The sequence below is a fragment of the Pseudomonas sp. BJP69 genome, assembly GCF_007633355.1.
Lineage (GTDB): Bacteria > Pseudomonadota > Gammaproteobacteria > Pseudomonadales > Pseudomonadaceae > Aquipseudomonas > Aquipseudomonas juntendi.
The window spans coordinates 4,920,850-4,943,270 of the sequence record NZ_CP041933.1; the positions used below are offsets into that span (position 1 = coordinate 4,920,850).

The following is a 22,421-nucleotide window of genomic DNA, read 5'->3' on the forward strand; positions in this document are numbered from 1 at the left end:
GGCTGCTTTGCAGCCCTTCGCGGGCACGCCCGCTAAGAGGCCGGCCTACCGGCGGCTATCTCCTGGCCATTCACCGTCGCCTCCGCTACCGCAATCGCGGGTAAACCCGCACCTCAAACAGCGCCGGCGGGTGGCAATGGCCGGCAACACAGCTATCTGCTATTTACGCCCTTTCACCGCAGCGGGTGCCTTGCCCGCCTTCATCTGCTGCAACAACGGTGTGCACTGGTTCGGATCATCGCCACTGCTGGGTGCAATCAGCGCCAGCAAACCGGCTGCAGGCCCTGCCACAACCCCCAACGCCACCATGCCCGCACCGCGCAACGCCAAGGGCACCGCCTGTACACCCGCATTGGGTTTGGCAAATGGCCCGCGTACATACAGCGGCGAACGCAGCGAGAACAGCCGCAGCCCTTTCGATTCAGGGGTGATCTTCAGGTCCAACTGCTCACTGGCAAAATTCGCCGTGCCATTGATATAGATGATCGCGTTCTCGGTGTCGAAGATGAACAGCCGGGTCGAGGCCAAGCCGTCCTTGATGCCAACATCGGCCGCCGCGCAGTTGATCTGCACGTCCTCATCGCCAAACAGCTTGCCGACCACATAGTTGCCCACGTTCAAACCCGCAATCTCCATCAGGCTGCGGCTGATGGCGCCATCGTTGACCAACATGCGCAGGTCGCCATTGGCCGTGCCTAGCAGGGCAGCGACGGAATTGCCACGGCCACTGATATCGGCATCGCCATTGAGCTCACCAAAACTGGTCTGCATGGGCGCGAAACCGGGGAACAATTGCTTGAGCTTGAAGCCACGGGCGGTCAACTGTGCCCGCCCTTGCAGCGGCACGCTGCGCCCATCCAGGCGAATGTTGGAGGCCAGGTTGCCACCGGCCACGCCAAACCGCAGCGGCTCCAGGCGTAGCAGCCCGTCATCGAGAATCACATGCGCCGCCAGGTCGTTGAACGGCAGTTGCGCACTGTGCACGATGCGCTTGCCGGCAAAGGTGACGTCGGCGTCCATGGCGCGCCAGCGATCGGTGCGGAACTCTTCCACCGGCAGCACCTTGCCGGCCGGTTGCTTGCTGGCCCCACCACGGGCCTTCTGCTCGGCATTGGAGTCAGCGCCGATCAGCGGCGCCAGGTCCTTGAACAGCAGCTGGTTGGACACCAGCTTGCCCGTCAGCTTGGGCCGTGGCTGGCTGGCGACGAAGGCCAGGTCGCCGTGGATGTCGCTGTCGCCGATCTTGCCGTTGAAACCCTCGTACTTGAAACGCGCACCTTCGGCTGCATGCAGGTTGGCGCTGAGCCGGCCGTCCGTGGAATAGGCCGGGGTGTCGGGCAAGGTCACCCCCGTCAAGGGGTAGAGGTTGCCCAGGCTGGCGCCCGACAGGCGCAGGCGCAGGTCAAGGGCACCCAGGTTGCGTGGGTCGGTCAGGGTGCCGGCAAGTACCACGTGCGTATCGGCAATGCGCACGTCGGCCTGCAACGGGAACGGCTGGGTGGCGTCCTGCAGCGCCAGCAGGCCACCGATCTTGCCGGTGCCAGACACCGGCTGCCCCTTGTAGCGGCCCTGGGCCTTGAAAGCAAAGGCGTAATCCTGCGCTCCGCCGGCTTTTTCAGCGCTGGCCTTACCAACGATTTCGCTGAAAGGGATTGGCTTGCCCAATGGGTCAACCTGCACCTTCATGCGGGTTTTCAAGGTCTGGTCGTCGAAGCTGACATTGCCTTGGTCAAAGCCGATGGCACCAATGTCCAACTGCCATTTGGAAGGTGCCTCGTTTTCGTCCTTCGGCCCGAAGTCGAATGTCCAGTTGGCCCGGCCATCTGCCAACCGGGTCAGGCTGGCCGTGGGCTTGGTCAGGTTGATGCGCGGGATGCTGATCTTCTGCACCAATAGCGCAAGTGGCGCCAGGCGGAACTCTACGCGCTCCAGGCCCACCATCTTCGGCTCCTGCAACCACTCAGGGTTGCCCAGGGTGAGGTCTTCGGCGGTGAAGTGCGGCCATGGCACCCAGGCACGCCAACCGCCTTCTTCTGGCTCGGTACGCCAATGCACGGCGAGGTTGCCGTTGATTGCGAACGGCCGATGCAAGGCCTCGGACACCTTCTCGTTGAGCAACGGCTTGACGCGGTTCCAGTCGAAGGTGGCGATCACCACTACCAGTATTGCCAGCAGCGTGAGCAGGGTGGCGAGGGTCCAGACGAGGATTCTGGCGGGACGCGTCATTGCGTGATTCTCCTTGCGGGGCTCGAAACAGGCGCGGCGGGGCACTTAGTATCTGGGACTGATGAAAACCCGTGGGGTTTTATCGGGAGCGTCATCTTAGCGAAGTTTTTCCTGGCCATTCGCTCAGCAAATCGTGGCGCGGCCGCGCTCATGTTACCCCACAACAGCCTCGGCATTTTGCCATCAACGAGCCTGCAAGGCGCTTAACAGAGCGCTCGCCGAGCTCTATCAATATGGTCGATTGTTACCATTACCCGTATGAACTTCTCTCTGGCGTTACCCGGCGTAGCATTGGCTTCGTACCCACTTTCCAGCCCCCGAAAGGAGCACCGAATCATGAAACGCCAACTGCTGACCCTGACCCTGTCCATCCTGGCCGCCAACGCCTTTGCCCTGCCAGCGGCAGAACAACACCTCACTGCGGAATCGCGTTCGAGCGCTGTCGAAATTGCCCAACCGCTGAAAACAGTCGCCGAAGGTGGCTCGGACCGCCTGATCGAACAATCCGGCCGCGTGGCCGAAGGTGGTTCGGACCGCCTCATCGAACAGTCCGGCCGCGTGGCCGAAGGTGGCTCGGATCGCCTGATCGAACAATCTGGCCGCGTAGCCGAAGGTGGTTCGGATCGCCTCATCGAACAGTCCGGCCGCGTGGCCGAAGGTGGCTCGGATCGCCTGATCGAACAATCTGGCCGCGTAGCCGAAGGTGGTTCGGATCGCCTCATCGAACAGTCCGGCCGCGTGGCCGAAGGTGGTTCGGATCGCCTCATCGAACAGTCCGGCCGCGTGGCCGAAGGTGGTTCGGATCGCCTGGTTGCAATCAGCCACGTGAGCTGATTGCCATGGCTGAAAAGAACAACCTGTGTCACACCGCTTGCTCCCCTCCCAGCCCGGTCATTGACCGGGCTTCGTTTTTTTAACTAGAGTGCCCAGCCTCACCGTCACAGAAGCCCGCACCATGCTGCCGCGCGCCGAACAGAAGCTACAGACTCGCCAGGCCCTGCTCGATGCCGCCTGCCAGCTCATGGAAAGTGGCCGGGGCTTTGGCAGCATCAGCCTGCGCGAAGTGGCGAAAACAGCCGGCATCGTGCCAACCGGCTTTTACCGGCATTTCCCGGATATGGACGCCCTGGGCCTGGCCCTGGTAGCCGAGATCGATACTACCTTCCGCCAGACCATTCGCCTGGTCCGTCACAACGAATTCGAGCTGGGCGGCATCACCGACGCCTCGGTGCGCATCTTTCTCGATGTAGTCGCCGCCCACCGCGCGCTGTTTCTGTTCCTGGCGCGGGAACAGTATGGTGGGTCACAGCCGGTGCGCCAGGCCATTGCCCGCCTGCGTCAGAACATAAGCGACGACCTGGCCACCGACCTTGCGCGCATGAAACGCTGGCAGCACCTGGACAGCGCGGCGCTGACAGTGATGGCCGACCTGGTGGTGAAAACGGTGTTCGCCACCCTGCCCGAGCTGATCGACAGCCCAGAAGCGGGTTATCCACAGGCCCTGTCACCGCAGGAAAAGATCACCCAGCAGTTGCGCTTCATCTTCGTCGGGGCGCGGCATTGGCAAGGGTTAGGCAACCCGGGCTGATCGCCTTTCGCTCAACCCCGCCCGGCCAGCCGGGCAAGCGCACCGCCGGCTACCGAAAACCCCACTTCTGCTACCATGGCGCCCTGCCCGACAGCCACGAGCGCCGACATGTCCGACCCCCGCCCTACCCTGCCCGCACTGGCCCGTTTCAACCAGCACTTCGCCGAGCGCATCGTGCCAATGTGGCAAGGCCCGGGCTGGAATGCCGACATGGCACTGCCCTACGAAGCCCTCGACGCCCAGCACCGGCCGTTACCGGTACAGCGCTACCGGGCCATGGCCTGCGCCCGCCAGCTGTACCTGTTCAGCAGCCGCATCGAACAACCGGGCAGCGCCGAGCGTGCAGCCGCGCTGTTCCGCTCGTTGCAGAAGCACTTTCACGACGCGGAGCACGGGGGCTGGTTCTACAGCATCGATGCCCAGGGCAACCCGCTGGACCGGCGCAAGGACCTGTATACCCACGCCTTCATCGTCTTTGCCTGCGCGCATTACTGGGGCAAGGTCGGCGAAAGCCTGGTGGAATCCACACTCAATGCCGGCCTCGACATCATCGACCAGCAGTTCGCCAGGGACGATGGCCTGTACGAAGCAAGCCTGGGCGAGGATTGGGCAGACCTGGGCAGCGGGCCCCTGCAGAATCCACAGATGCACCTGGCCGAGGCCTTCCTGCAGGTACTGGCTGTTCGCGACGACGAACATACCCGGCAGTCACTGCTGCAACTGTGTGCAGCACTCCAGGCGCATTTCGTCGAACCGGCCCATGGGCTGATGCTGGAGAAACCGCGCGGGGCTGTGGATAACTGGTACGAGCCTGGCCACCAGTTCGAATGGTTCTACCTGTTGCACACCTCCCCGCTGCTGCGAGATACGCCGCTGCATGCCTCGATCGACCGGGCGTTCAGCTACGCCGAACAACAAGGGGTGCAGGGTGGCGCAGTGCTCGCCATGCTGGGCGTGGACGGCCAGGTGCTGGACGCCACCCAGCGCATCTGGGCACAGGCGGAGTACCTGCGTGCGCTGGTGCTGCGCGCTGGCGGTGAAGCCAGGTTGCCTGAACAGTTGCAGGTGCTGGAAGCGCGGTTCCTGCGCGAGGCTGGCTGGTACGAATGCCGGGATGGCGAGGGTGCCGTCAGCCGGCATGACATGCCTTCGACTACGCCCTACCACCTGGCAACTTGCCTGGAAGGCTTGCAGCGCCTGAGCTGAAGCCTTCGCGGCTGTGGCCGCCGAGCGGCCATGGCTCAGCCCTTGACCGACCGGTCGATCGAGAACCCGGCCCAGTCCTGGCTCACCGGCATCAGCTCAAGGCTGTTGATGTTGATGTGCGCGGGCTGGTTGAGGATCCAGAAGATGGTCTCGGCAATGTCCTGCGGCTGGATAGGCTCGGCGCCGGCGTAGGTGGCGTCATACTTGGCCTGGTCACCACCAAACCGTACCAGCGAAAATTCACTTTCGCACAGGCCCGGCTCGATGTTGCTCACGCGCACACCTGTGCCACGCAGGTCGCAGCGCAGGCTCAGCGAGAACTGCCCGACAAAGGCCTTGGTGCCGCCATACACGTTGCTGCCCGGGTACGGATAGTTGCCGGCCACCGAACCGACGTTGAGGATCGACGCCCCACGGCCATGGGCAATCAACCGTGGCAGCAGCAGGCGGGTGGTGTACATCAGGCCCTTGATGTTGGTGTCGACCATGGTTTCCCAGTCGTCCAGGCTGCAGTTCTGCGCCGCATCCACGCCCAGCGCCAGGCCGGCGTTGTTGACCAGGCCCTGCAGCTTGTCGAAGCCGGCTGGCAGGCTGGCAATGGCTTGCTCCATGGCTTTGCGGTCACGCACATCGAGCACCAGGCCATGTACTTCGGTCTTGGCAGAAAGCTCGGCGCACAAGGCGTCCAGGCGCTCCTTGCGACGACCGGTTAGCACCAGCTTCCAGCCGGCTTCGGCGAAACGGCGGGCTGTGGCCTCGCCGAAACCCGACGTGGCGCCAGTGATGAATACGGTGGATGACATGCTCTGTTCCTCGCAGTGGGTGGTCATGGCAGTTTTGCAGCATGCCCGTGGCCAACGCTGGCGGCAAGCCGAAAAGGCAGCTGGTCATTTTTTGTTCATGTGCGGCAAACCCTTGTGGCAGAAGCCTCCGCGCCAGCTATGCGCATGTTATCCACAGGGCTTTCCCCACGGATTGGGGGCAACTTCGCTGTACGGCGGAACCCTTTCAGCCCGTCGTGGTCGGCAGCGTTCTTTTCGGTGGTGGCGAAAGCTTTCAAGCATGCCGCCTGTAGCGGGGTGTCCAAGGCTTTTACACAGAGTTATCCACAGAATTTGCGCAGTGCTGGGAGTGGTTGGAATGACGTGATTTGCCTGGGAAAACAATCCACAGGGGTGCACTGATCAAAAAATGATCATGCCGCTGTAGGGCTTGATGGTGTTGGGTTGGAGGGGGATACCACCATGTTTTCCACAGGCGGTTCCACATTATCGGTGGAAAAGATTTGGCTTGCGGGAAGCGGGGTTGGGTAGCTGTGGGTGAACGGGTTGAGGGCCCGGTTAGGTTGAGTTGTCCACATGGGAAGGGGGCTGCGTTGCAGCCCATCGCGACACAAGGCCGCTCCTACAGGGGACCGCGACCGGGCATGGATCGCGGCCCCTAGGGGGAACTAATGCCCACCCAGGTAAGCGCTGCGCACTTCTTCGTTGACCAACAACTCTTGCCCAGTCCCGGTCATGCGAATTTGCCCGTTGACCATCACGTAGGCACGGTCCGACAGTTTCAGGGCGTGGTTGGCGTTCTGCTCCACCAGGAAAATGGTCATGCCGGTCTTCGCCAGTTCCCGCAGGGTCGAGAAGATCTGCTTGACCACGATGGGTGCCAACCCCAGCGAGGGCTCGTCCAGCAACAGCAATTTTGGCCGGCTCATCAGCGCCCGGGCAATCGCCAGCATCTGCTGCTCGCCACCGGACATGGTCATGGCCCGCTGGTTACGCCGCTCTTTTAGGCGCGGGAAGAGTTCGTACATGCGCTGCATGTCTTCGTCGGCATGCTTGTCGCCAATGGGGATGGTCCCCATCATCAGGTTTTCCTCGACGCTCATGTCGGGGAATACCCGGCGCCCTTCCGGCGACTGGGCGATGCCGTTGGAAGCAATGTAGTGCGATGACTTGCGGGTAATGTCGGTGCCACGGTAGACGATCTGCCCGGAAGCCGCCCGCGGCTGCCCGAAGATCGACATCAGCAGGGTCGACTTGCCGGCCCCGTTGGCGCCGATAAGGCTGACCGTCTCACCTTCGTTGATGTGCATCGATACCTTTTTCAGCGCCTGGATCGGCCCATAGAACACGTCCAGGTCCTTCAGCTCGAGAATGGGTGCACTCATACCAGTTCCTCTTCGTCTGCACCCAGGTAGGCAGCGATCACCGTCGGGTTGTTGCGGATGTCCTGTGGCGCACCCTCGGCAATCACGTTGCCGTGGTCCAATACCACGATATGGTCGGAAATGCTCATGACCATGCCCATGTCGTGTTCAATCAGCACCACGGTGATATCGTGCTCGTCACGCAGCACGCGAATCATCTGGCTAAGTGCCTCGGTCTCCTGCGGGTTCAAGCCCGCCGCCGGTTCGTCCAGGCAGATGATCTTTGGTCGCGTGCACATGGCGCGGGCGATTTCCAGGCGGCGCTGCTGCCCATACGACAGCTCACCGGCCAGGCGGTTGGCGCAGTCGACCAGGTCGACCACCTCCAGCCAGTAGAAGGCGTGGTCCAGCGCATCGCTTTCGGCCTTGCGGTAGGCCTTGGTATTGAATACCCCCGCCAGCAGGTTGCGGTTGACCCACATGTGCTGGGCCACCAGCAGGTTCTCCACCACCGACATTTCCTTGAACAGGCGGATGTTCTGGAAGGTGCGCGCCAGGCCCGCGCGGTTGACCAGGTGGGTGCCGCCGAACATCTTGTAGTACAGGCGGCTGGCAAAGCGTGCCGGCGAAACGAAGTCGGCCGCCTGGAAACGCTCGCCCAGCAGCTGGATCACATTGGTGTGGCTACCGCGCACATTCAGTTCGATGCGCCCGCCACTGGCCTTGTAGAAGCCGGTCAGGCAGTTGAACACCGTGGTCTTGCCGGCGCCGTTGGGGCCGATCAGGGCGAAGATCTGGTTGCGCCTGACCTTCAGGCTCACGTCGCTGAGCGCCTTGATGCCGCCAAACTGCATCATCAGGTTGTCGACCGACAGAATGATTTCGTCGCTCATGGCGCCACTCCTTTACGCGGGGTCACACCGGTACGGCTGATGCGGATCAGCCCCCGCGGTCGCCAGATCATCATCAACACCATCAGTACCCCGAACAGCAGCACCCGGTACTCGGAGAAGCTGCGCAGCAACTCGGGCGCCACGGTCAGCACGAATGCCGCAATGACGACGCCCACGGTGGAGCCCATGCCACCCAGCACGACGATGGCGAGAATCAAGGCCGACTCGAAGAAGGTGAACGACGAGGGGTTGACGAAGCCTTGGTAAGTGGCAAAAAACACGCCGGCCAACCCCGCGGTGGAAGCACCCAGGGTGAAGGCCGAGAGCTTGACCAGCACGTGGTTCAGACCCATCGAACGGCAGGCGATCTCGTCTTCGCGCAGCGCTTCCCAGGCCCGGCCGACCGGCATGCGGGTCAAGCGGTGCTTGATGTAGAGCACGGCCAGCACGACCATGAACAGCACCGCATAAATGAACACGAACTTGAGGTTGGGGTTGTAGGCAAAGCCGAAGAACTCATGGATGGGCACCCCACCGTCCTTGGCCCGGCGGCCGAACTCCAGGCCAAGGAAGGTCGGCGACGGCGCCGGCATGCCGTTGGGGCCGCCGGTGAACGATAGCCAGTTGTTCAGCACCAGGCGAATGATCTCGCCAAAGCCCAGGGTTACGATCGCCAGGTAGTCACCGTGCATGCGCAGCACCGGGAAGCCCAGGATGCACCCGGCAAGGGCCGCCGCAATCGCTGCCAGCGGCAGCACACTCCAGAAGCCCAGGCCAAGGTACTGGTAACCCAGTGCAAGGCCGTAGGCGCCAATGGCGTAGAAGGCCACGTACCCCAGGTCGAGCAGGCCGGCCAGGCCGACCACGATGTTCAGGCCCAGGCCCAGCAGCACATAGATCAGGCCGAGGATGACCACGGTCAGCAGGTACTTGTTGGCGAAGATCGGGAAGACGATGGCAATCACGATCAGCGCCGGGATGATGTAGCGCAGCCGCGACACATAGTTCGGCGCCCGCACATGCACGCCCGAGCCACCGCTGTCGAAGCCTTCGAGCATGCGCCGGCCGGCAGCGGTCTGCACATACAGGCTGAGCAGGAAACGCCCGAGCATCACACCACCGACCAGCCAGGCCACGCGGCGGGGTTCGGCGTTGAAGGTATAACCGTCGAGCACCACGCCTACGATCGGGCCGAACACGATCAGCGCCAGCAGGCCGGCGACGAGGGTTTCGAGCAGGCTGCGTTTGATATCGAAACCTTTGGTTTCAGAGGCAGAAGCAATTTTGGCAATCGACATGTTCACACCTTAGCCACGAGCGGGCGACCCAGCAGGCCTTGTGGGCGGAAGATAAGGATCATCACCAGCAGCGAGAAGCTGAACACGTCCTTGTAGTCGGAGTTGATCAGGCCGGAGAACAGCGATTCGGAGATCCCCAGGATGATTCCGCCGAGCATGGCGCCCGGCAAGGAGCCAATGCCACCGAGCACTGCAGCGGTGAATGCCTTGATACCGATGATGAAGCCGGCATAGAAGTCGAAGGTGCCGTAGTTCATGGTGATCAGCACGCCTGCCAGGGCGGCCATCACTGCGCCAATGACGAATACGTAGGAAATGACCCGGTCGGTGTTGATGCCCAAAATCGAGGCCATCTTGCGGTCTTGCTGGGTAGCGCGGCACATGCGGCCGAGCTTGGTGTACTTGATCACATAGGTCAGCAGGCCCATGCCCAGGAATGCCGCCACCAGGATGAAGATCTTGGTGTAGGTCAGTTGCACGAAGCCGGTGCCGACATCGATGCGCATGGCGCCTTCGAGCAGGGTTGGCACGCCTTGTTGGCGAGCGCCCTGGCTGATCTGTGCGTAGTTCTGCAGGATCAGCGAAATGCCGATGGCGCTGATCAGCGGTGCCAGGCGGGTAGAGTTACGCAGCGGCTTGTAGGCGATGCGCTCGATGGTGAAGCCGTACACCCCCGTGACGACGATGGTGAACAACAGCGTGCCCAGCATCAGCAGGGGAAACGACTCGACGCCAAAATAGGCCAGCAATGCCAGGCTGATCGCCGCCAGGTAGGCGGAAATCATATACACCTCGCCGTGCGCGAAGTTGATCATGCCGATAATGCCATAGACCATTGTGTAGCCGATGGCGATCAGGCCATAGACCGACCCGAGGGTCAGGCCGTTGACCAGTTGCTGCAGGAAAATACCATCCATAACGCAATCTCACTGAGCGAGACTGCACGCATGCCGACCACGCAAGGCCACGGACAATGCGGCCCCAGCAGTGCACGACCGTGCAGGTCTCCGAATAAGGACAGGTACCGCAGGGGCTCAGGCCCGGGCGCATGCGCAACCCGGGCGGGTGGCCGTTATTATTTTTGTTTGTCCAGCTGGTGGTACTTGCCGTCCTTGTCCCACTGGTAGACCACGTAGTCGGACACGGTCAGGTCGCCCTTGCTGTCCCACTTTTTTTCGCCCATGACGGTCTGCACCGGGTTGGCCTTGAGCCACTTGGCAGCGTCTTCGCCCTTGTTCGACTTGGCGCCGTTGAAGGCGGCGGCGAGCGCCTGCAGCGAGGCGTAGGCGTACAGCGTATAGCCTTCCGGTTCGGTGCCCGCCTTGCGGAACTCCTCGACCACGGCCTTGCTGTCTGGCAGCAGGCGCGGGTCGGCGCCAAAGGTCATGTACACGCCATCGACGTACTGCGCACCGCCGGCGGTAGACACCAGCTCGTCGGTGACGATGCCATCATCCGACATGAACTTGACGTCCTTCAGGCCCTGTTCGCGCAGTTGGCGCACCAGCGGGCCGGCTTCCGGGTGCAGGCCGCCGAAGTAGACAACATCGGCACCGGCAGCACGGATCTTGGTAACCACGGCGCTGAAGTCTTTCTCGCCACGGGTCAGGCCTTCGTACAACACAGGCTTGACGCCACGTTTTTCCAGCTGTGCCTTGGTGGCATCAGCCAGGCCTTGGCCGTAGGTGTCCTTGTCGTGCAGCACCGCGACTTTCTTGCCCTTGAGCACGTCGACAATGTAGTCGCCGGCGACCACGCCCTGCTGGTCGTCACGGCCACACATGCGGAACATGGCACTCAGGCCGCGCTCGGTGACCTGTGGGTTGGTCGAACCGGGCGTGATGGCGATCACGCCGGCCTCGTCATACACCTCGGAGGCCGGGATGGTATTGGACGAACAGAAGTGGCCGACCACCCCGATCACCTTGTCCTGGTCGACCAGGCGGTTGGCTACGGCAACGGCCTGTTTCGGTTCGCAGGCGTCATCGCCTTTGACCAGCACGATTTTCTCGCCATTCACGCCACCCGCGGCGTTGATCTTGTCGGCCGCAGCTTGCGCACCTTTCATGTACTGCTCGCCGAACGCTGCGTTGGCTCCGGTCATCGGCCCCGCTACGCCGATCTTGACGTCGGCCTGGACATACGAAGAAACACTCAGTGCCGTGGCTACGGCAAGCGCCAGGAAACCTTTCTTGTAAAACGTCTGCGACATGAGGTGGTGCTCCTAGAGTTTTTTTGGTTGGCACTACAACTTCTCAGCCCAATGCTCAGAGCAAGGGCCGTGCCATCAGTTTTGTCTTACGGAAAATCACACCACCATCGGCACGTAGAAGCGACCGACGGCCTTTTCTTTATTGAGCGTGCAACCGTCTGCCACGCGCCGGGCGCCACCACCCGTACAGACAAGGCGCAACCGCCGCGCGCCATCATTGCAACCCTGCCGGGTGTTTACGTGCAACCGGCCTGTAACAGCAGACGTCACCGAACTGCACACCCGTGGTGCGCGACTGCTACAGGCAGCACCGTTACAAGGCTGGCGGGTGCACCGAAAAACACGCGGATTTGGCAGATACGCGGCCCTGCAGGTGCGGGTTCACCCGCGAACAGGCCAGCGCAGACACAACAAGGCCGAAAAGGCTGGCACAATGTCCCCCATTCGCCGCCTCCGGAGCCCCTTTGATGAGCGAGAGCGCATTCGCCGAGCGCATCGTGCACAACCTGCTCGACACCGATTTCTACAAACTCACCATGATGCAGGGTGTGCTGCACAACTACCCGGACGCCGACGTCGAATGGGAATTCCGCTGCCGCAACGGCGAGGACTTGCGGCCGTATCTAGGCGAAATCCGCCACCAGCTGGAGGTGCTCAACGACCTCACGCTCGATGATGGCCAGCTGTGTTTTCTGGAGCGCATCAGTTTCCTCAAGCCCGACTTCCTGCGGTTTTTGCGGCTGTTTCGCTTCAACCTGCGCTATGTGCACCTCGGCATCGAGCACGATCAGCTGTTCCTGCGCCTCAAAGGCCCTTGGCTGCATGTGATCCTGTTCGAAGTGCCTTTGCTGGCGATCATCAGCGAAGTGCGCAACCGCCACCTGCACCCGCATATGCGCCTGGCCGAGGCACGCGACCAGCTGTACCGCAAGTTCGACTGGCTGCGCGCCCACGCCAGCGACGACGAACTGGCGGAACTGCAGGTAGCCGACTTTGGCACCCGCCGGCGCTTTTCCAGCCGCGTGCAGGAGGAAGTGGTCCGGGTACTGCGCGACGACTTCCCTGGCCGTTTCGTCGGCACCAGCAACGTCGACCTGGCATGGAAACTGGATATCAAGCCGCTGGGCACCATGGCCCACGAGTGGATCATGGCGCACCAGCAGTTGGGCCCGCGGCTGATCGACAGCCAGATCGCCGCGCTGGACTGCTGGGTGCGCGAGTACCGCGGCCTGCTCGGTATCGCCCTGACCGACTGCATCACCATGGATGCCTTCCTCGGCGATTTCGACCTGTACTTCGCCAAGCTGTTCGATGGCTTGCGCCACGACTCCGGCGAGCCGGTAGCCTGGGCCGAGAAAGCGATCGCCCATTACCAGAAACTGGGTATCGACCCGATGACCAAGACCCTGGTGTTTTCCGACAGCCTAAACCTTACCCGCTCGCTGGAAATCTTCCGGGCCCTGCGCGGGCGCATCAACGTCAGCTTTGGCATCGGTACCAACCTGACCTGCGACATACCGGGTGTGGTCCCCATGAGCATCGTGCTTAAAATGACCGACTGCAACGGCGCACCGGTGGCCAAGATTTCCGACGAAGCGGCCAAGACCCAGTGCCGCGACGCCAACTTCGTTGCCTACATGCGTCACGTATTCAAAGTCCCCAGCAAGGAGTAACCCATGCAAGCGGTTCAGCAAGAAATTGCCCAGGCGCTGAAGGTCCAGCCGCCGTTCGCCGACGCGGCCGCGCTAGAGGCAGAAGTTGCCCGGCGCGTGGCGTTCATCAAGGACTGCCTGGCCAACGCCCGGCTCAAGACCCTGGTACTGGGCATCAGCGGCGGGGTCGACTCGCTGACCGCCGCCCTGCTCGCCCAGCGCGCCATCAACGAACTGCGCGCCGAAACCGGTGACCAGGCTTATACCTTCATCGCCGTTCGCCTGCCGTACCAGGTGCAGCATGATGAACATGACGCCCAGGCCTGCCTGGACGTGATCAGGGCCGACGAAGTGCACACCGTGGACATCGCCCCGGCAGTGCGCGCCTTGGCGGCTGAAGTGGTGGAATTGAAAAGCGGCTCGCCGGCGCTGGTGGACTTCGTGGTCGGCAACGTCAAGGCACGCACGCGCATGGTGGCCCAATACACCATCGCCGGCGCGCGCGCAGGGCTGGTGATCGGTACCGACCACGCCGCCGAAGCGGTGATGGGCTTCTTTACCAAGTTTGGTGATGGTGCCTGCGACCTGGCGCCGCTGAGCGGCCTGGTAAAAAACCAGGTGCGGGCCATTGCACGCAGCTTTGGCGCGCCGGAGTCACTGGTGGAGAAGGTGCCGACTGCAGACCTGGAAGACCTGGCACCGGGCAAACCGGACGAAGCCTCGCATGGGGTCACCTACCAGCAGATCGACGCGTTCCTGCATGGGCAGCCGGTCGACCAGGCAGCGTTCGACATCATCGTGGCCACCTACCGCAAGACCCAGCACAAGCGCGAATTGCCGTTCGCCCCTTGATCAGGCTGTAACAACGCCTGTAGGAGCGGGTATACCCGCGAATGCGATGGTGGATCTGGCACCGCATTCGCGGGTAAAGCCGCCCCTACAGGGCTCGGCGTCAGCTGATTACTTGACGACAACCTTGCCTTTCATCATCGAGATGTGGCCCGGGAAGGTGCAGAAGAAGCTGTAGTCACCACCGGCTTCCAGCTTGGAAGGGTCGAACTTCACTTCGGTTTCTTTTTCCGGCGCGCCGATCATTTTGGTATGGGCAATGATCGCGGCGTTGTCAGCCTTGATGTAGTCCTTTTCCAGGCCCTGGCTCATGCCTTCGGTCGCAATGCCCTGCATGTCGGCAGTCTTGCTGATCACCAGGTTATGGCCCATGACGTTCTTCGGCAGGTTGCCGGAGTGGGTCAGTTTGACCGTGAATTCCTTGCAGCTTTTGTCGACGGTGATTTCCTTGGTGTTGAATGACATCTGGTCGGTGGAGTCGACAGTTACCGAGCACTCGGCGGCGAAGACAGAGGCGCTGGCGAGGGTCAGCAGGGATACCGCTACAGCTTTCGCAAACATCATGAATCTCCTTGGCAGGGTTTTATCAATTGCGAGACTGCCTGAAACCGTTCAGCACCCTGCTGATATGGGTCAAGGGGGTGTCAAGTGGCCAGTCAGTTGAATTGTTCAATGGATTGTATACAACCAATCTAAGAGCACATCATGCCCTTTTATTGGACGATGGGACAACCTCTCATTTAGGAGCAATACCAAATGCCCATCTCCCAGTTTCTGAACAGCCTGCTCGCCGCCTACGCCCACGGTGCTACCGGCGCGATCTGCGAATTCTCGCGCCCGGAATGAACCCGGCCTTGGAAGCGACGGTCAGCCACCGTACCCTGTCACCCTGAGTGACTGGAGGTGAGTAATGCCCGTACGTTCCGTTTGTGTGTTTTGCGGTGCCAGCATCGGCAGCAACCCCGCCTACCGTGAGGCGGCGGTCGCGCTGGGCCAGGCGATTGCCCGCCGAGGCTGGACGCTGGTGTATGGCGGTGGCGCTGTTGGCTTGATGGGTGTGGTAGCCGACGCCGCGATGGCAGCGGGTGGCGACGTGGTAGGGATCATCCCGCAGAGCCTGCTGGACGCCGAGGTCGGCCACAAAGGCCTGACGCGGCTGGAAGTGGTCGATGGCATGCATGCGCGCAAGGCTCGCATGGCCGAGTTGAGCGACGCGTTCATCGCCTTGCCGGGTGGCCTGGGTACGCTGGAAGAGCTGTTCGAGGTCTGGACCTGGGGGCAACTGGGCTACCACGCCAAGCCGCTGGGGCTGCTGGATGTGAACGGCTTCTACGACAAGCTTGGCGGGTTCCTCGACCATATCGTCGAGGAGGGTTTCGTGCGCCCGCAGCACCGGGATATGTTGTTGCTGGGGCAGCAGCCGGATGAGCTGCTAGCCGCGATGGACCGCTTTGTCGCGCCGGTGGCGCCGAAGTGGGTCGACAAGAACCCTGACTAAACCAGATTCAGGGGCTGCACAAAATCCTAAAGCGAGCATTGTACCTGTGGGAGATTCTATGGTTCCTGGCAAGGGTAGCCGCTGCATCTTCAGTGCCTGTGAGATCGAGCGCCGCCCGCGCGGCGCATCGCGAGCTGCGCTCGCTCCTACGTTTGTTTCGGGCCAGTAACCCCTGTGCCAGATGCGCGCGGCCGCCTTGTTCGTACGACGCGATTTTGAGGCATGCGCCAAGGCGTTCGCGCGCAAATCCCACAGGAATAATTGGCCCGAAACAAACGTAGGAGCGAGCGCAGCTCGCGATGCGCCGCGCGGGCGGCGCTCGCTCTAACAGGCGCTGCATACCTTGTGGCAAACACCTGTCAGCCCTGATGCGATCCCCGTGGGAGCTGGCTTGCCGGCGATTGGGCCGCAAGGCGGCCCCCGAAATCAGCGCGGAATGACTGGCTGGCGCGGCTTCTTGCCCTTGCCGCCACCGCCCTTGCCCGCTTCCTTGCGCTCCTTGGCCGCCTGCTGATTACGCGCAAACGCTTCGGCCTTGGCCTTTTCGCGCTTGTCCCACGGCTTGCTGCCATCGCTGCCACGCGGTGGCAGGCCCGTGTGCTGGGTCAGGATTTTCTGGTCCTTGCCCACTTTGTGGCTGCCCGCCGGGGTCGAGTTCTTGCGGCGCGCGCTCTGGTAGCTGTCGGTCTGCGGCTGGTGCGCCGGAATCAACTGGTGCTTGCCAGGCCCGATCAGGTCGGCGCGGCCCATGCGCTGTAGCGCTTCGCGCAGCATTGGCCAACCTTTCGGGTCGTGGTAGCGCAAGAAGGCCTTGTGCAGACGGCGCTGCTCGTCACTCTTGACGATTTCCACACCTTCGCTCTTGTAGGTCACCTTGCGCAGCGGGTTCTTGCCCGAGTGGTACATGGCGGTGGCCGAGGCCATCGGCGACGGGTAGAACGCCTGTACCTGGTCGGCACGGAAGCCGTTGCCCTTGAGCCATAGCGCCAGGTTCATCATGTCTTCGTCGGTGGTACCCGGGTGCGCGGCAATGAAGTACGGGATCAGGTACTGCTCTTTACCCGCTTCTTTCGAGAACTTCTCGAACATGCGCTTGAAGCGGTCGTAGGTACCAATGCCGGGCTTCATCATCTTGTCCAGCGGGCCACGCTCGGTGTGCTCCGGGGCAATTTTCAGGTAGCCACCTACGTGGTGGGTGACCAGCTCCTTGACGTATTCCGGCGACTCCACGGCCAGGTCGTAGCGCAGGCCCGAGGCAATCAGGATCTTCTTCACCCCTGGTAGGGCGCGAGCCTTGCGGTACAGCTCGATCAGCGAACTGTGGTCGGTGTTGAGGTTCTCGCAGATGCCAGGGAACACGCACGAGGGCTTGCGGCAGTGCTTTTCGATATCGTGGCTTTTGCACGCGATGCGATACATGTTCGCAGTCGGCCCACCCAGGTCGGACACCACGCCGGTGAAGCCTGGCACCTTGTCACGCATCTCTTCGATTTCGTGCAGGATCGACTCGTGCGAGCGGTTCTGGATGATGCGGCCTTCGTGCTCGGTGATCGAGCAGAAGGTGCAGCCGCCGAAGCAGCCACGCATGATGTTGACCGAGAAACGGATCATTTCGTAGGCCGGGATACGCGCCTTGCCGTACGCCGGGTGCGGTACACGGGCGTAAGGCATGCCGAACACGTAGTCCATTTCCTCGGTGCTCATCGGAATAGGTGGCGGGTTGAACCACACGTCCACGTCACCGTGTTTCTGCACCAGTGCACGGGCGTTGCCCGGGTTGGTCTCCAGGTGCAGCACACGGTTGGCGTGGGCATAGAGCACCGGGTCGTTACGCACCTTCTCGAACGATGGCAGGCGGATGACCGACTTTTCCCGCGTGACCGCCGGGCTGTCGAGAATCTGTACCACCTTGGCTTCGTTCGGGTCTTCCTGGTCGCCTTTGGCCTGCTCGATGGCGCAGGCCTGGGTGTCCTGGGTGTTCACGTAGGGGTTGATGATCTTGTCGACACGGCCTGGGCGGTCGATGCGGGTCGAGTCGATTTCGTACCAGCCCTGCGGCGTATCACGGCGCACGAAAGCGGTGCCGCGCACGTCGGTGATGCTTTCGATGCTTTCGCCACTGGACAGGCGCTGGGCCACCTCGACCACCGCCCGCTCGGCGTTGCCGAACAGCAGGATGTCGGCGCTGGCGTCGATCAGGATCGAATGGCGAACCTTGTCCTGCCAGTAGTCGTAGTGGGCAATGCGACGCAACGATGCCTCGATGCCGCCGAGTACGATCGGCACATGCTTGTAGGCTTCCTTGCAGCGCTGGCTGTACACCAGGCTGGCGCGGTCTGGTCGGCTACCGGCGAGGCCGCCCGGGGTGTAGGCGTCGTCGGAACGGATTTTCTTGTCCGCGGTGTAGCGGTTGATCATCGAGTCCATGTTGCCGGCGGCCACGCCGAAGAACAGGTTGGGCTCGCCGAGCTTCATGAAGTCGTCTTTGGACTGCCAGTTCGGCTGGGCAATGATGCCCACGCGGAAACCCTGGGCTTCCAATAGCCGGCCGATGATGGCCATGCCGAACGAGGGGTGATCGACGTAGGCATCCCCGGTCACGATGATGATGTCGCAGGAATCCCAGCCGAGCAGATCCATCTCCTCCCTGCTCATTGGCAGGAAAGGTGCTGGCCCGAAGCATTCGGCCCAGTACTTGGGATAGTCGTAGAGTGGTTTGGCTGCTTGCATGTCAGTGACCGGTTCTGGTGTGCAGGAAAATCGCGGGCGCGAAATATAGCACAAATTTTGACCAAATCCGACTGGATTCGTGGGGGATTGGTGGGTGGGGTGACGGTTGGCTGACTTGGGGGTTGTAAGGGTGCCAGGTGCTCACCGCAACATTTTCAGAGCCTTGGCCATCGGGCGCACCGCACACCTTGTAGGAGCGGCCTTGCGTCGCGATGGGCTGCGCAGCAGCCCCAGGATTTCAGTGCAAATGCAAACAGTGTGGGGGCTGCTGCGCAGCCCATCGCGACGCAAGGCCGCTCCTACAGTGAGTTATTCATCATCATCGAAGTTGTACATGCCCGGCGCGAGGTTTTCGAAGCGGGTGTACTTGCCGATAAACGCCAAACGCACAAAACCGATCGGGCCGTTACGCTGTTTACCGATGATGATTTCCGCCACGCCCTTGTGCTCGGTCTCGGGGTGGTACACCTCGTCGCGGTACACGAACATGATCACGTCGGCGTCCTGCTCGATTGCACCGGACTCACGCAAGTCGGAGTTCACCGGGCGCTTGTTCGGGCGTTGTTCCAGCGAGCGGTTCAGCTGCGACAGGGCGATGACGGGGCAGTTGAATTCCTTTGCCAAGGCTTTGAGCGAGCGGGAAATCTCGGAAATTTCGTTGGTGCGGTTATCACCGGCCGAACCCGGAATCTGCATCAGCTGCAGGTAATCGACCATGATCATGGCGATTTCGCCGTGTTCACGGGCCAGGCGGCGGGTGCGCGCGCGCATTTCCGAGGGGCTGATGCCCGCGGTGTCGTCGATGAACAACTTGCGATCGTTGAGCAGGTTCACCGCCGAAGTCAGCCGCGGCCAGTCATCGTCGTCCAGCTGGCCGGAACGGACCTTGGTCTGGTCGATGCGGCCCAGCGACGACAGCATACGCATGATCAGCGACTCACCTGGCATTTCCAGCGAGAACACCAGCACGGCCTTGTCGGTACGCAGTACGGCGTTTTCCACCAGGTTCATGGCAAAGGTGGTCTTGCCCATCGACGGGCGGCCAGCAACGATGATCAAGTCGGCCGCCTGCAGGCCGCTGGTCTTCTCGTCCAGGTCGGTAAAGCCGGTGGATACACCGGTAATGTCGCTGTCGGAGTTGAACAAGGTGTCGATACGGTCGATGGCCATGGTCAACAGCTCGTTGACCCCCACCGGACCACCGGTTTTCGGCCGGGCCTCGGCAATCTGGAAAATCTGCCGCTCGGCATCGTCGAGGATTTCTTCGGCGTTGCGCCCTTGCGGGTTGAAGGCGTTGTCGGCGATGTCGGTACTGATGCTGATCAGCTGGCGCAACGTGGCGCGCTCGCGAATGATCGCGGCATAAGCCTTGATGTTCGCCACCGACGGGGTGTTCTTGGCCAGTTCGGCCAGGTACGCCAGGCCGCCAACTTGCGAAGACAGGCCTTCCTTGTCCAGTTGCTCGTGCAGGGTAACCACGTCGAATGGCTGGTTGGCGTCGGCCAACTTGTGCACGGCACGGAAGATCAGGCGGTGGTCATGCCGATAGAAATCGCCGTCCGATACCTGATCCAGCACCCGCTCCCAGGCGTTGTTGTCCAGCATCAGGCCACCGAGCACGGCCTGTTCGGCCTCGATGGAATGCGGCGGCACCTTGAGGGCTGCGGTTTGCAGGTCTAGCTGTTCGGAAGTGGTGATCTCGTTCATGGCCACGAAAGAATTCTGGAGGACGAAAAAGACAAAGGGCACGGCCTGTAGGAAACAGGACCGTGCCCGATGTTAACTGCCTGGCTCGCAGGGAGCCAGCCAGTCAGCGCAGCTTAGGCAGCTACGACAACCACACGTACAGTGGCTTCAACGTCGCTGTGCAGGTGCACAGCTACGTCGTATTCGCCAACCTGACGGATAGTGCCGTTCGGCAGACGAACTTCAGCTTTGGCCACTTCAACGCCAGAGGCGGTCAGGGCGTCAGCGATGTCGTGGGTGCCGATCGAACCGAACAGCTTGCCTTCGTCGCCAGCGGTGGCAGTGATGGTCACTTCCAGCTCGGCCAGTTGGGCAGCGCGGCTTTCAGCCGAAGCTTTCTTGTCAGCGGCTGCTTTTTCCAGCTCGGCACGACGCTCTTCGAACGCAGCCAGGTTGGCGGCGTTGGCAACGGTGGCCTTGCCGAATGGCAGCAGGAAGTTACGGCCGTAACCAGCCTTAACTTTTACTTTGTCGCCCAGGTTGCCCAGGTTAGCGACTTTTTCCAGCAGGATCAGTTCCATTTGGTAAAACCTCTTAACTTTTAACCTTCACCGTTCGCGGAGTCATTCCCCTTGGGGGACTTGCGACCGCGAAAATCAATCAGGCTGTCGACAATGGCCAAGACCACCAGCAACGGATAAATCAGCTGCATGATCAGCGGCAACGTCACGTACATGCCCACCAGCCAGAAACCGGCCAGTCGCCCCTGTGCCACCAGCCCGTGCATCAACGCGATGCCGGCCAGCACCAGTACCAGGCTGGAAGCCGATGCCAGAATGATGAACTGCGGACCGATAAACGGCGCCACCACCATCACTGCCACCAAGACCGCCATGGTCTGTTTCGGCAACTTCAGCTCGCGAAACTCGCGACCGAAGCCTCCAGGGTTGTACAACGCTGCTTGCCAATAGCGCGCCAGCATCAACGCCAGCACACTGAACAATTGCACCGTCACTGCTGTGGAGGCGACCAGCACAGGGCGGATCAGCTCACCGGAGAGCACGGGCTCCCCTTCGATTTTCGGCATGGCTTCGGCAAACGCCTTGGCCAGCATATCGAAGGTCTGCGCCAGCGCCAGATCAAGCACGAGGCTGAAAGCCACGGCGAACACGGCACTGGCGACCAACACCCGGCTCCAGGGATGCTCGGCACGCAACATGGCGGCCAAGGCCAGGGCACCCGCAATCACCAGAAAGGTGATGGGATCGCCCATGACCCACACAGCCAGCCCGGCGAGCAAGCCGCCGACGATGACCGATGTAGCATCCCTGAACCCACGCCGCAGCAGCACAAGGCTGCCGGCAGCGGCACTCAACCAGAACAGCAGCGGCAGTACCGCGCTGATGACCACCACCAGGGTGGCCTGCATACGACCGCGCATGATGAAACTTGCTAACGCTCGCATGCTAGTCCCTTACTGCTTGTCGACGACCCGGTCTCAGCGGCCGTGGCTGTCGGTGTAGGGCAGCAGGGCCAGGAAGCGGGCGCGCTTGATAGCGGTAGCCAGCTGACGCTGATAACGAGCTTTGGTACCGGTGATACGGCTTGGAACGATCTTGCCGGTTTCGGATACGTAAGCTTTCAGGGTGTTGAGATCTTTGAAGTCGATCTCTTTCACGTCTTCAGCAGTGAAGCGGCAGAATTTACGACGACGGAAGAAACGTGCCATTTAATAGGCTCCTCTAAAGGTCCGTGGATTACTCGTCAGCGTTATCGCTGGAGTCGCTGTCATTGCTGTCGTCGCCTTCGGCGGAGTCAGCATGCTCAGGACGCTCGCGACGCTCACGGCGCTCGCTGCGGTTCTCTTCAGCCTTCAGCATCTCGGACTGGCCGGTAACGGCTTCGTCACGACGGATGACCAGGTTACGGATCACGGCATCGTTGTAGCGGAAGTTGTCTTCCAGCTCGGCCAGGGCCTTGCCGGTGCACTCAACGTTCAGCATCACGTAGTGAGCCTTGTGAACATTGTTGATTGCGTAGGCCAGTTGACGACGGCCCCAGTCTTCCAGGCGGTGGATTTTGCCACCATCTTCTTCGATCAGCTTGGTGTAACGCTCAACCATGCCGCCGACTTGTTCGCTCTGGTCCGGGTGAACCAGGAAGATGATTTCGTAATGACGCATGAATGCTCCTTACGGGTTAGTAGTCTGCCAGTGAATCTGGTCAGACAAGGAGTGAATGACACTGTATGTCTTGCACGGAGGGGAGGCACATGAGCGCCTGCCAGCTCGGCAAGGGGCGCAATTGTAGAGAAGGCGTTGCGCACAAGCAAGGCAATTGGCGAATATTTGAACAGCCTGAAACATATTCACATGGCGTCAAGCCCCCTTCGCGGGCACGCCCGCTCCCACAGGAAAGCTGCGTTGCCAGAGGCAGC

Annotated in this window: 20 protein-coding genes; 6 read left to right on the forward strand and 14 right to left on the reverse strand. The window is 61.6% G+C overall.

What is annotated here, in order from left to right:
• Positions 1-159: 159 nt before the first annotated feature.
• Complete coding sequence (locus FPB55_RS23045; RefSeq protein WP_110676655.1) at positions 160-2,226, reverse strand: AsmA family protein; 2,067 nt, start codon at positions 2,224-2,226, stop codon at positions 160-162.
• A gap of 336 nt (positions 2,227-2,562) precedes the next feature.
• Between FPB55_RS23045 and FPB55_RS23050 the strand changes: the two genes are divergently transcribed.
• The 3 genes from FPB55_RS23050 to FPB55_RS23060 all read left to right on the forward strand — a co-directional run bounded on the left by FPB55_RS23050 (position 2,563) and on the right by FPB55_RS23060 (position 5,020).
• The gene (locus FPB55_RS23050; RefSeq protein WP_115294873.1) at positions 2,563-3,060 is read left to right on the forward strand and encodes a phage infection protein; all 498 of its coding nucleotides are present in this window, start codon (positions 2,563-2,565) and stop codon (positions 3,058-3,060) included.
• Positions 3,061-3,181: 121 nt separating this feature from the next.
• The gene (locus FPB55_RS23055; protein ID WP_009683298.1) at positions 3,182-3,814 is read left to right on the forward strand and encodes a TetR family transcriptional regulator; all 633 of its coding nucleotides are present in this window, start codon (positions 3,182-3,184) and stop codon (positions 3,812-3,814) included.
• Positions 3,815-3,922: 108 nt separating this feature from the next.
• The gene (locus tag FPB55_RS23060) at positions 3,923-5,020 is read left to right on the forward strand and encodes an AGE family epimerase/isomerase (protein ID WP_009683299.1); all 1,098 of its coding nucleotides are present in this window, start codon (positions 3,923-3,925) and stop codon (positions 5,018-5,020) included.
• Between the two features lie 35 nt (positions 5,021-5,055).
• Here the strand turns inward: FPB55_RS23060 and FPB55_RS23065 are convergent, their stop codons facing one another.
• The 6 genes from FPB55_RS23065 to FPB55_RS23090 form a co-directional block, all read right to left on the reverse strand.
• Complete coding sequence (locus tag FPB55_RS23065) at positions 5,056-5,823, reverse strand: SDR family oxidoreductase (protein WP_029885720.1); 768 nt, start codon at positions 5,821-5,823, stop codon at positions 5,056-5,058.
• Positions 5,824-6,470: 647 nt separating this feature from the next.
• Positions 6,471-7,187: an ABC transporter ATP-binding protein gene (locus FPB55_RS23070; protein ID WP_009683302.1), complete on the reverse strand. Its 717-nt coding sequence runs from the start codon at positions 7,185-7,187 to the stop codon at positions 6,471-6,473.
• The gene (locus tag FPB55_RS23075) at positions 7,184-8,059 is read right to left on the reverse strand and encodes an ATP-binding cassette domain-containing protein (RefSeq protein ID WP_029885721.1); all 876 of its coding nucleotides are present in this window, start codon (positions 8,057-8,059) and stop codon (positions 7,184-7,186) included. The genes FPB55_RS23070 and FPB55_RS23075 overlap by 4 nt, the downstream gene beginning before the upstream one ends.
• Positions 8,056-9,357, reverse strand: coding sequence for a high-affinity branched-chain amino acid ABC transporter permease LivM (gene livM / locus FPB55_RS23080; RefSeq protein WP_009683305.1), 1,302 nt, complete (start codon positions 9,355-9,357; stop codon positions 8,056-8,058). Before livM ends, FPB55_RS23075 begins: the two co-directional genes overlap by 4 nt.
• Before the next feature lie 2 nt (positions 9,358-9,359).
• Positions 9,360-10,274 carry a branched-chain amino acid ABC transporter permease gene (locus FPB55_RS23085; protein ID WP_009683306.1) on the reverse strand — a complete coding sequence of 305 codons (915 nt, stop codon included), beginning with the start codon at positions 10,272-10,274 and terminating at the stop codon, positions 9,360-9,362.
• 158 nt (positions 10,275-10,432) lie between these two features.
• Positions 10,433-11,569 (reverse strand): branched-chain amino acid ABC transporter substrate-binding protein, encoded by a 1,137-nt coding sequence (locus tag FPB55_RS23090; protein WP_144189402.1) that lies wholly within the window; start codon positions 11,567-11,569, stop codon positions 10,433-10,435.
• Positions 11,570-12,036: 467 nt separating this feature from the next.
• Here FPB55_RS23090 and pncB point away from each other — a divergent pair, with 467 nt between their 5' ends.
• Together pncB and nadE are read left to right on the forward strand one after the other, a co-directional pair.
• Positions 12,037-13,242, forward strand: coding sequence for a nicotinate phosphoribosyltransferase (gene pncB / locus FPB55_RS23100; protein ID WP_144189404.1), 1,206 nt, complete (start codon positions 12,037-12,039; stop codon positions 13,240-13,242).
• A gap of 3 nt (positions 13,243-13,245) precedes the next feature.
• Complete coding sequence (gene nadE / locus FPB55_RS23105) at positions 13,246-14,073, forward strand: ammonia-dependent NAD(+) synthetase (RefSeq protein ID WP_009683309.1); 828 nt, start codon at positions 13,246-13,248, stop codon at positions 14,071-14,073.
• Between the two features lie 108 nt (positions 14,074-14,181).
• On the opposite strand, the gene azu is transcribed toward nadE, so the two are convergent.
• Positions 14,182-14,631, reverse strand: a complete 450-nt coding sequence (azu, locus tag FPB55_RS23110) for an azurin (protein WP_029885725.1) — start codon at positions 14,629-14,631, stop codon at positions 14,182-14,184.
• Positions 14,632-14,980: 349 nt separating this feature from the next.
• Between azu and FPB55_RS23115 the strand changes: the two genes are divergently transcribed.
• Entirely contained in the window at positions 14,981-15,568 is a 588-nt protein-coding gene (locus FPB55_RS23115; protein WP_029885726.1) for a TIGR00730 family Rossman fold protein, read from the forward strand.
• A 426-nt stretch (positions 15,569-15,994) separates the two neighbouring features.
• Here the strand turns inward: FPB55_RS23115 and FPB55_RS23120 are convergent, their stop codons facing one another.
• From FPB55_RS23120 to rpsF, 6 genes are all read right to left on the reverse strand, one after another.
• A complete protein-coding gene (locus FPB55_RS23120) occupies positions 15,995-18,298 on the reverse strand; it encodes a YgiQ family radical SAM protein (protein ID WP_054912811.1) in 2,304 nt (767 codons plus the stop codon).
• A 309-nt stretch (positions 18,299-18,607) separates the two neighbouring features.
• The gene (gene dnaB / locus FPB55_RS23125; RefSeq protein WP_009681285.1) at positions 18,608-20,005 is read right to left on the reverse strand and encodes a replicative DNA helicase; all 1,398 of its coding nucleotides are present in this window, start codon (positions 20,003-20,005) and stop codon (positions 18,608-18,610) included.
• 113 nt (positions 20,006-20,118) lie between these two features.
• Complete coding sequence (gene rplI, locus FPB55_RS23130) at positions 20,119-20,565, reverse strand: 50S ribosomal protein L9 (RefSeq protein ID WP_003249568.1); 447 nt, start codon at positions 20,563-20,565, stop codon at positions 20,119-20,121.
• 20 nt (positions 20,566-20,585) lie between these two features.
• Positions 20,586-21,449, reverse strand: a complete 864-nt coding sequence (locus FPB55_RS23135; protein WP_144189406.1) for a hypothetical protein — start codon at positions 21,447-21,449, stop codon at positions 20,586-20,588.
• Positions 21,450-21,482: 33 nt separating this feature from the next.
• The gene (gene rpsR / locus FPB55_RS23140) at positions 21,483-21,713 is read right to left on the reverse strand and encodes a 30S ribosomal protein S18 (RefSeq protein WP_003249563.1); all 231 of its coding nucleotides are present in this window, start codon (positions 21,711-21,713) and stop codon (positions 21,483-21,485) included.
• Between the two features lie 28 nt (positions 21,714-21,741).
• Positions 21,742-22,167, reverse strand: a complete 426-nt coding sequence (rpsF, locus tag FPB55_RS23145; RefSeq protein WP_003249557.1) for a 30S ribosomal protein S6 — start codon at positions 22,165-22,167, stop codon at positions 21,742-21,744.
• Between the last annotated feature and the right edge of the window lie 254 nt (positions 22,168-22,421).

Excerpts from the sequence above, each read along its gene's own strand:
- azu (WP_029885725.1), bottom strand. The coding sequence starts at position 14,631 with ATGTTTGCGAAAGCTGTAGCGGTATCCCTGCTGACCCTCGCCAGCGCC.
- FPB55_RS23085 (WP_009683306.1), bottom strand. The coding sequence starts at position 10,274 with ATGGATGGTATTTTCCTGCAGCAACTGGTCAACGGCCTGACCCTCGGG.
- FPB55_RS23070 (WP_009683302.1), bottom strand. The coding sequence starts at position 7,187 with ATGAGTGCACCCATTCTCGAGCTGAAGGACCTGGACGTGTTCTATGGG.
- dnaB (WP_009681285.1), bottom strand. The coding sequence starts at position 20,005 with ATGAACGAGATCACCACTTCCGAACAGCTAGACCTGCAAACCGCAGCC.
- FPB55_RS23065 (WP_029885720.1), bottom strand. The coding sequence starts at position 5,823 with ATGTCATCCACCGTATTCATCACTGGCGCCACGTCGGGTTTCGGCGAG.
- FPB55_RS23135 (WP_144189406.1), bottom strand. The coding sequence starts at position 21,449 with ATGCGAGCGTTAGCAAGTTTCATCATGCGCGGTCGTATGCAGGCCACC.
- rplI (WP_003249568.1), bottom strand. The coding sequence starts at position 20,565 with ATGGAACTGATCCTGCTGGAAAAAGTCGCTAACCTGGGCAACCTGGGC.
- FPB55_RS23060 (WP_009683299.1), top strand. The coding sequence starts at position 3,923 with ATGTCCGACCCCCGCCCTACCCTGCCCGCACTGGCCCGTTTCAACCAG.
- FPB55_RS23115 (WP_029885726.1), top strand. The coding sequence starts at position 14,981 with ATGCCCGTACGTTCCGTTTGTGTGTTTTGCGGTGCCAGCATCGGCAGC.
- FPB55_RS23045 (WP_110676655.1), bottom strand. The coding sequence starts at position 2,226 with ATGACGCGTCCCGCCAGAATCCTCGTCTGGACCCTCGCCACCCTGCTC.
- FPB55_RS23075 (WP_029885721.1), bottom strand. The coding sequence starts at position 8,059 with ATGAGCGACGAAATCATTCTGTCGGTCGACAACCTGATGATGCAGTTT.
- FPB55_RS23055 (WP_009683298.1), top strand. The coding sequence starts at position 3,182 with ATGCTGCCGCGCGCCGAACAGAAGCTACAGACTCGCCAGGCCCTGCTC.
- FPB55_RS23090 (WP_144189402.1), bottom strand. The coding sequence starts at position 11,569 with ATGTCGCAGACGTTTTACAAGAAAGGTTTCCTGGCGCTTGCCGTAGCC.
- rpsR (WP_003249563.1), bottom strand. The coding sequence starts at position 21,713 with ATGGCACGTTTCTTCCGTCGTCGTAAATTCTGCCGCTTCACTGCTGAA.
- nadE (WP_009683309.1), top strand. The coding sequence starts at position 13,246 with ATGCAAGCGGTTCAGCAAGAAATTGCCCAGGCGCTGAAGGTCCAGCCG.
- pncB (WP_144189404.1), top strand. The coding sequence starts at position 12,037 with ATGAGCGAGAGCGCATTCGCCGAGCGCATCGTGCACAACCTGCTCGAC.
- livM (WP_009683305.1), bottom strand. The coding sequence starts at position 9,357 with ATGTCGATTGCCAAAATTGCTTCTGCCTCTGAAACCAAAGGTTTCGAT.
- FPB55_RS23050 (WP_115294873.1), top strand. The coding sequence starts at position 2,563 with ATGAAACGCCAACTGCTGACCCTGACCCTGTCCATCCTGGCCGCCAAC.
- rpsF (WP_003249557.1), bottom strand. The coding sequence starts at position 22,167 with ATGCGTCATTACGAAATCATCTTCCTGGTTCACCCGGACCAGAGCGAA.
- FPB55_RS23120 (WP_054912811.1), bottom strand. The coding sequence starts at position 18,298 with ATGCAAGCAGCCAAACCACTCTACGACTATCCCAAGTACTGGGCCGAA.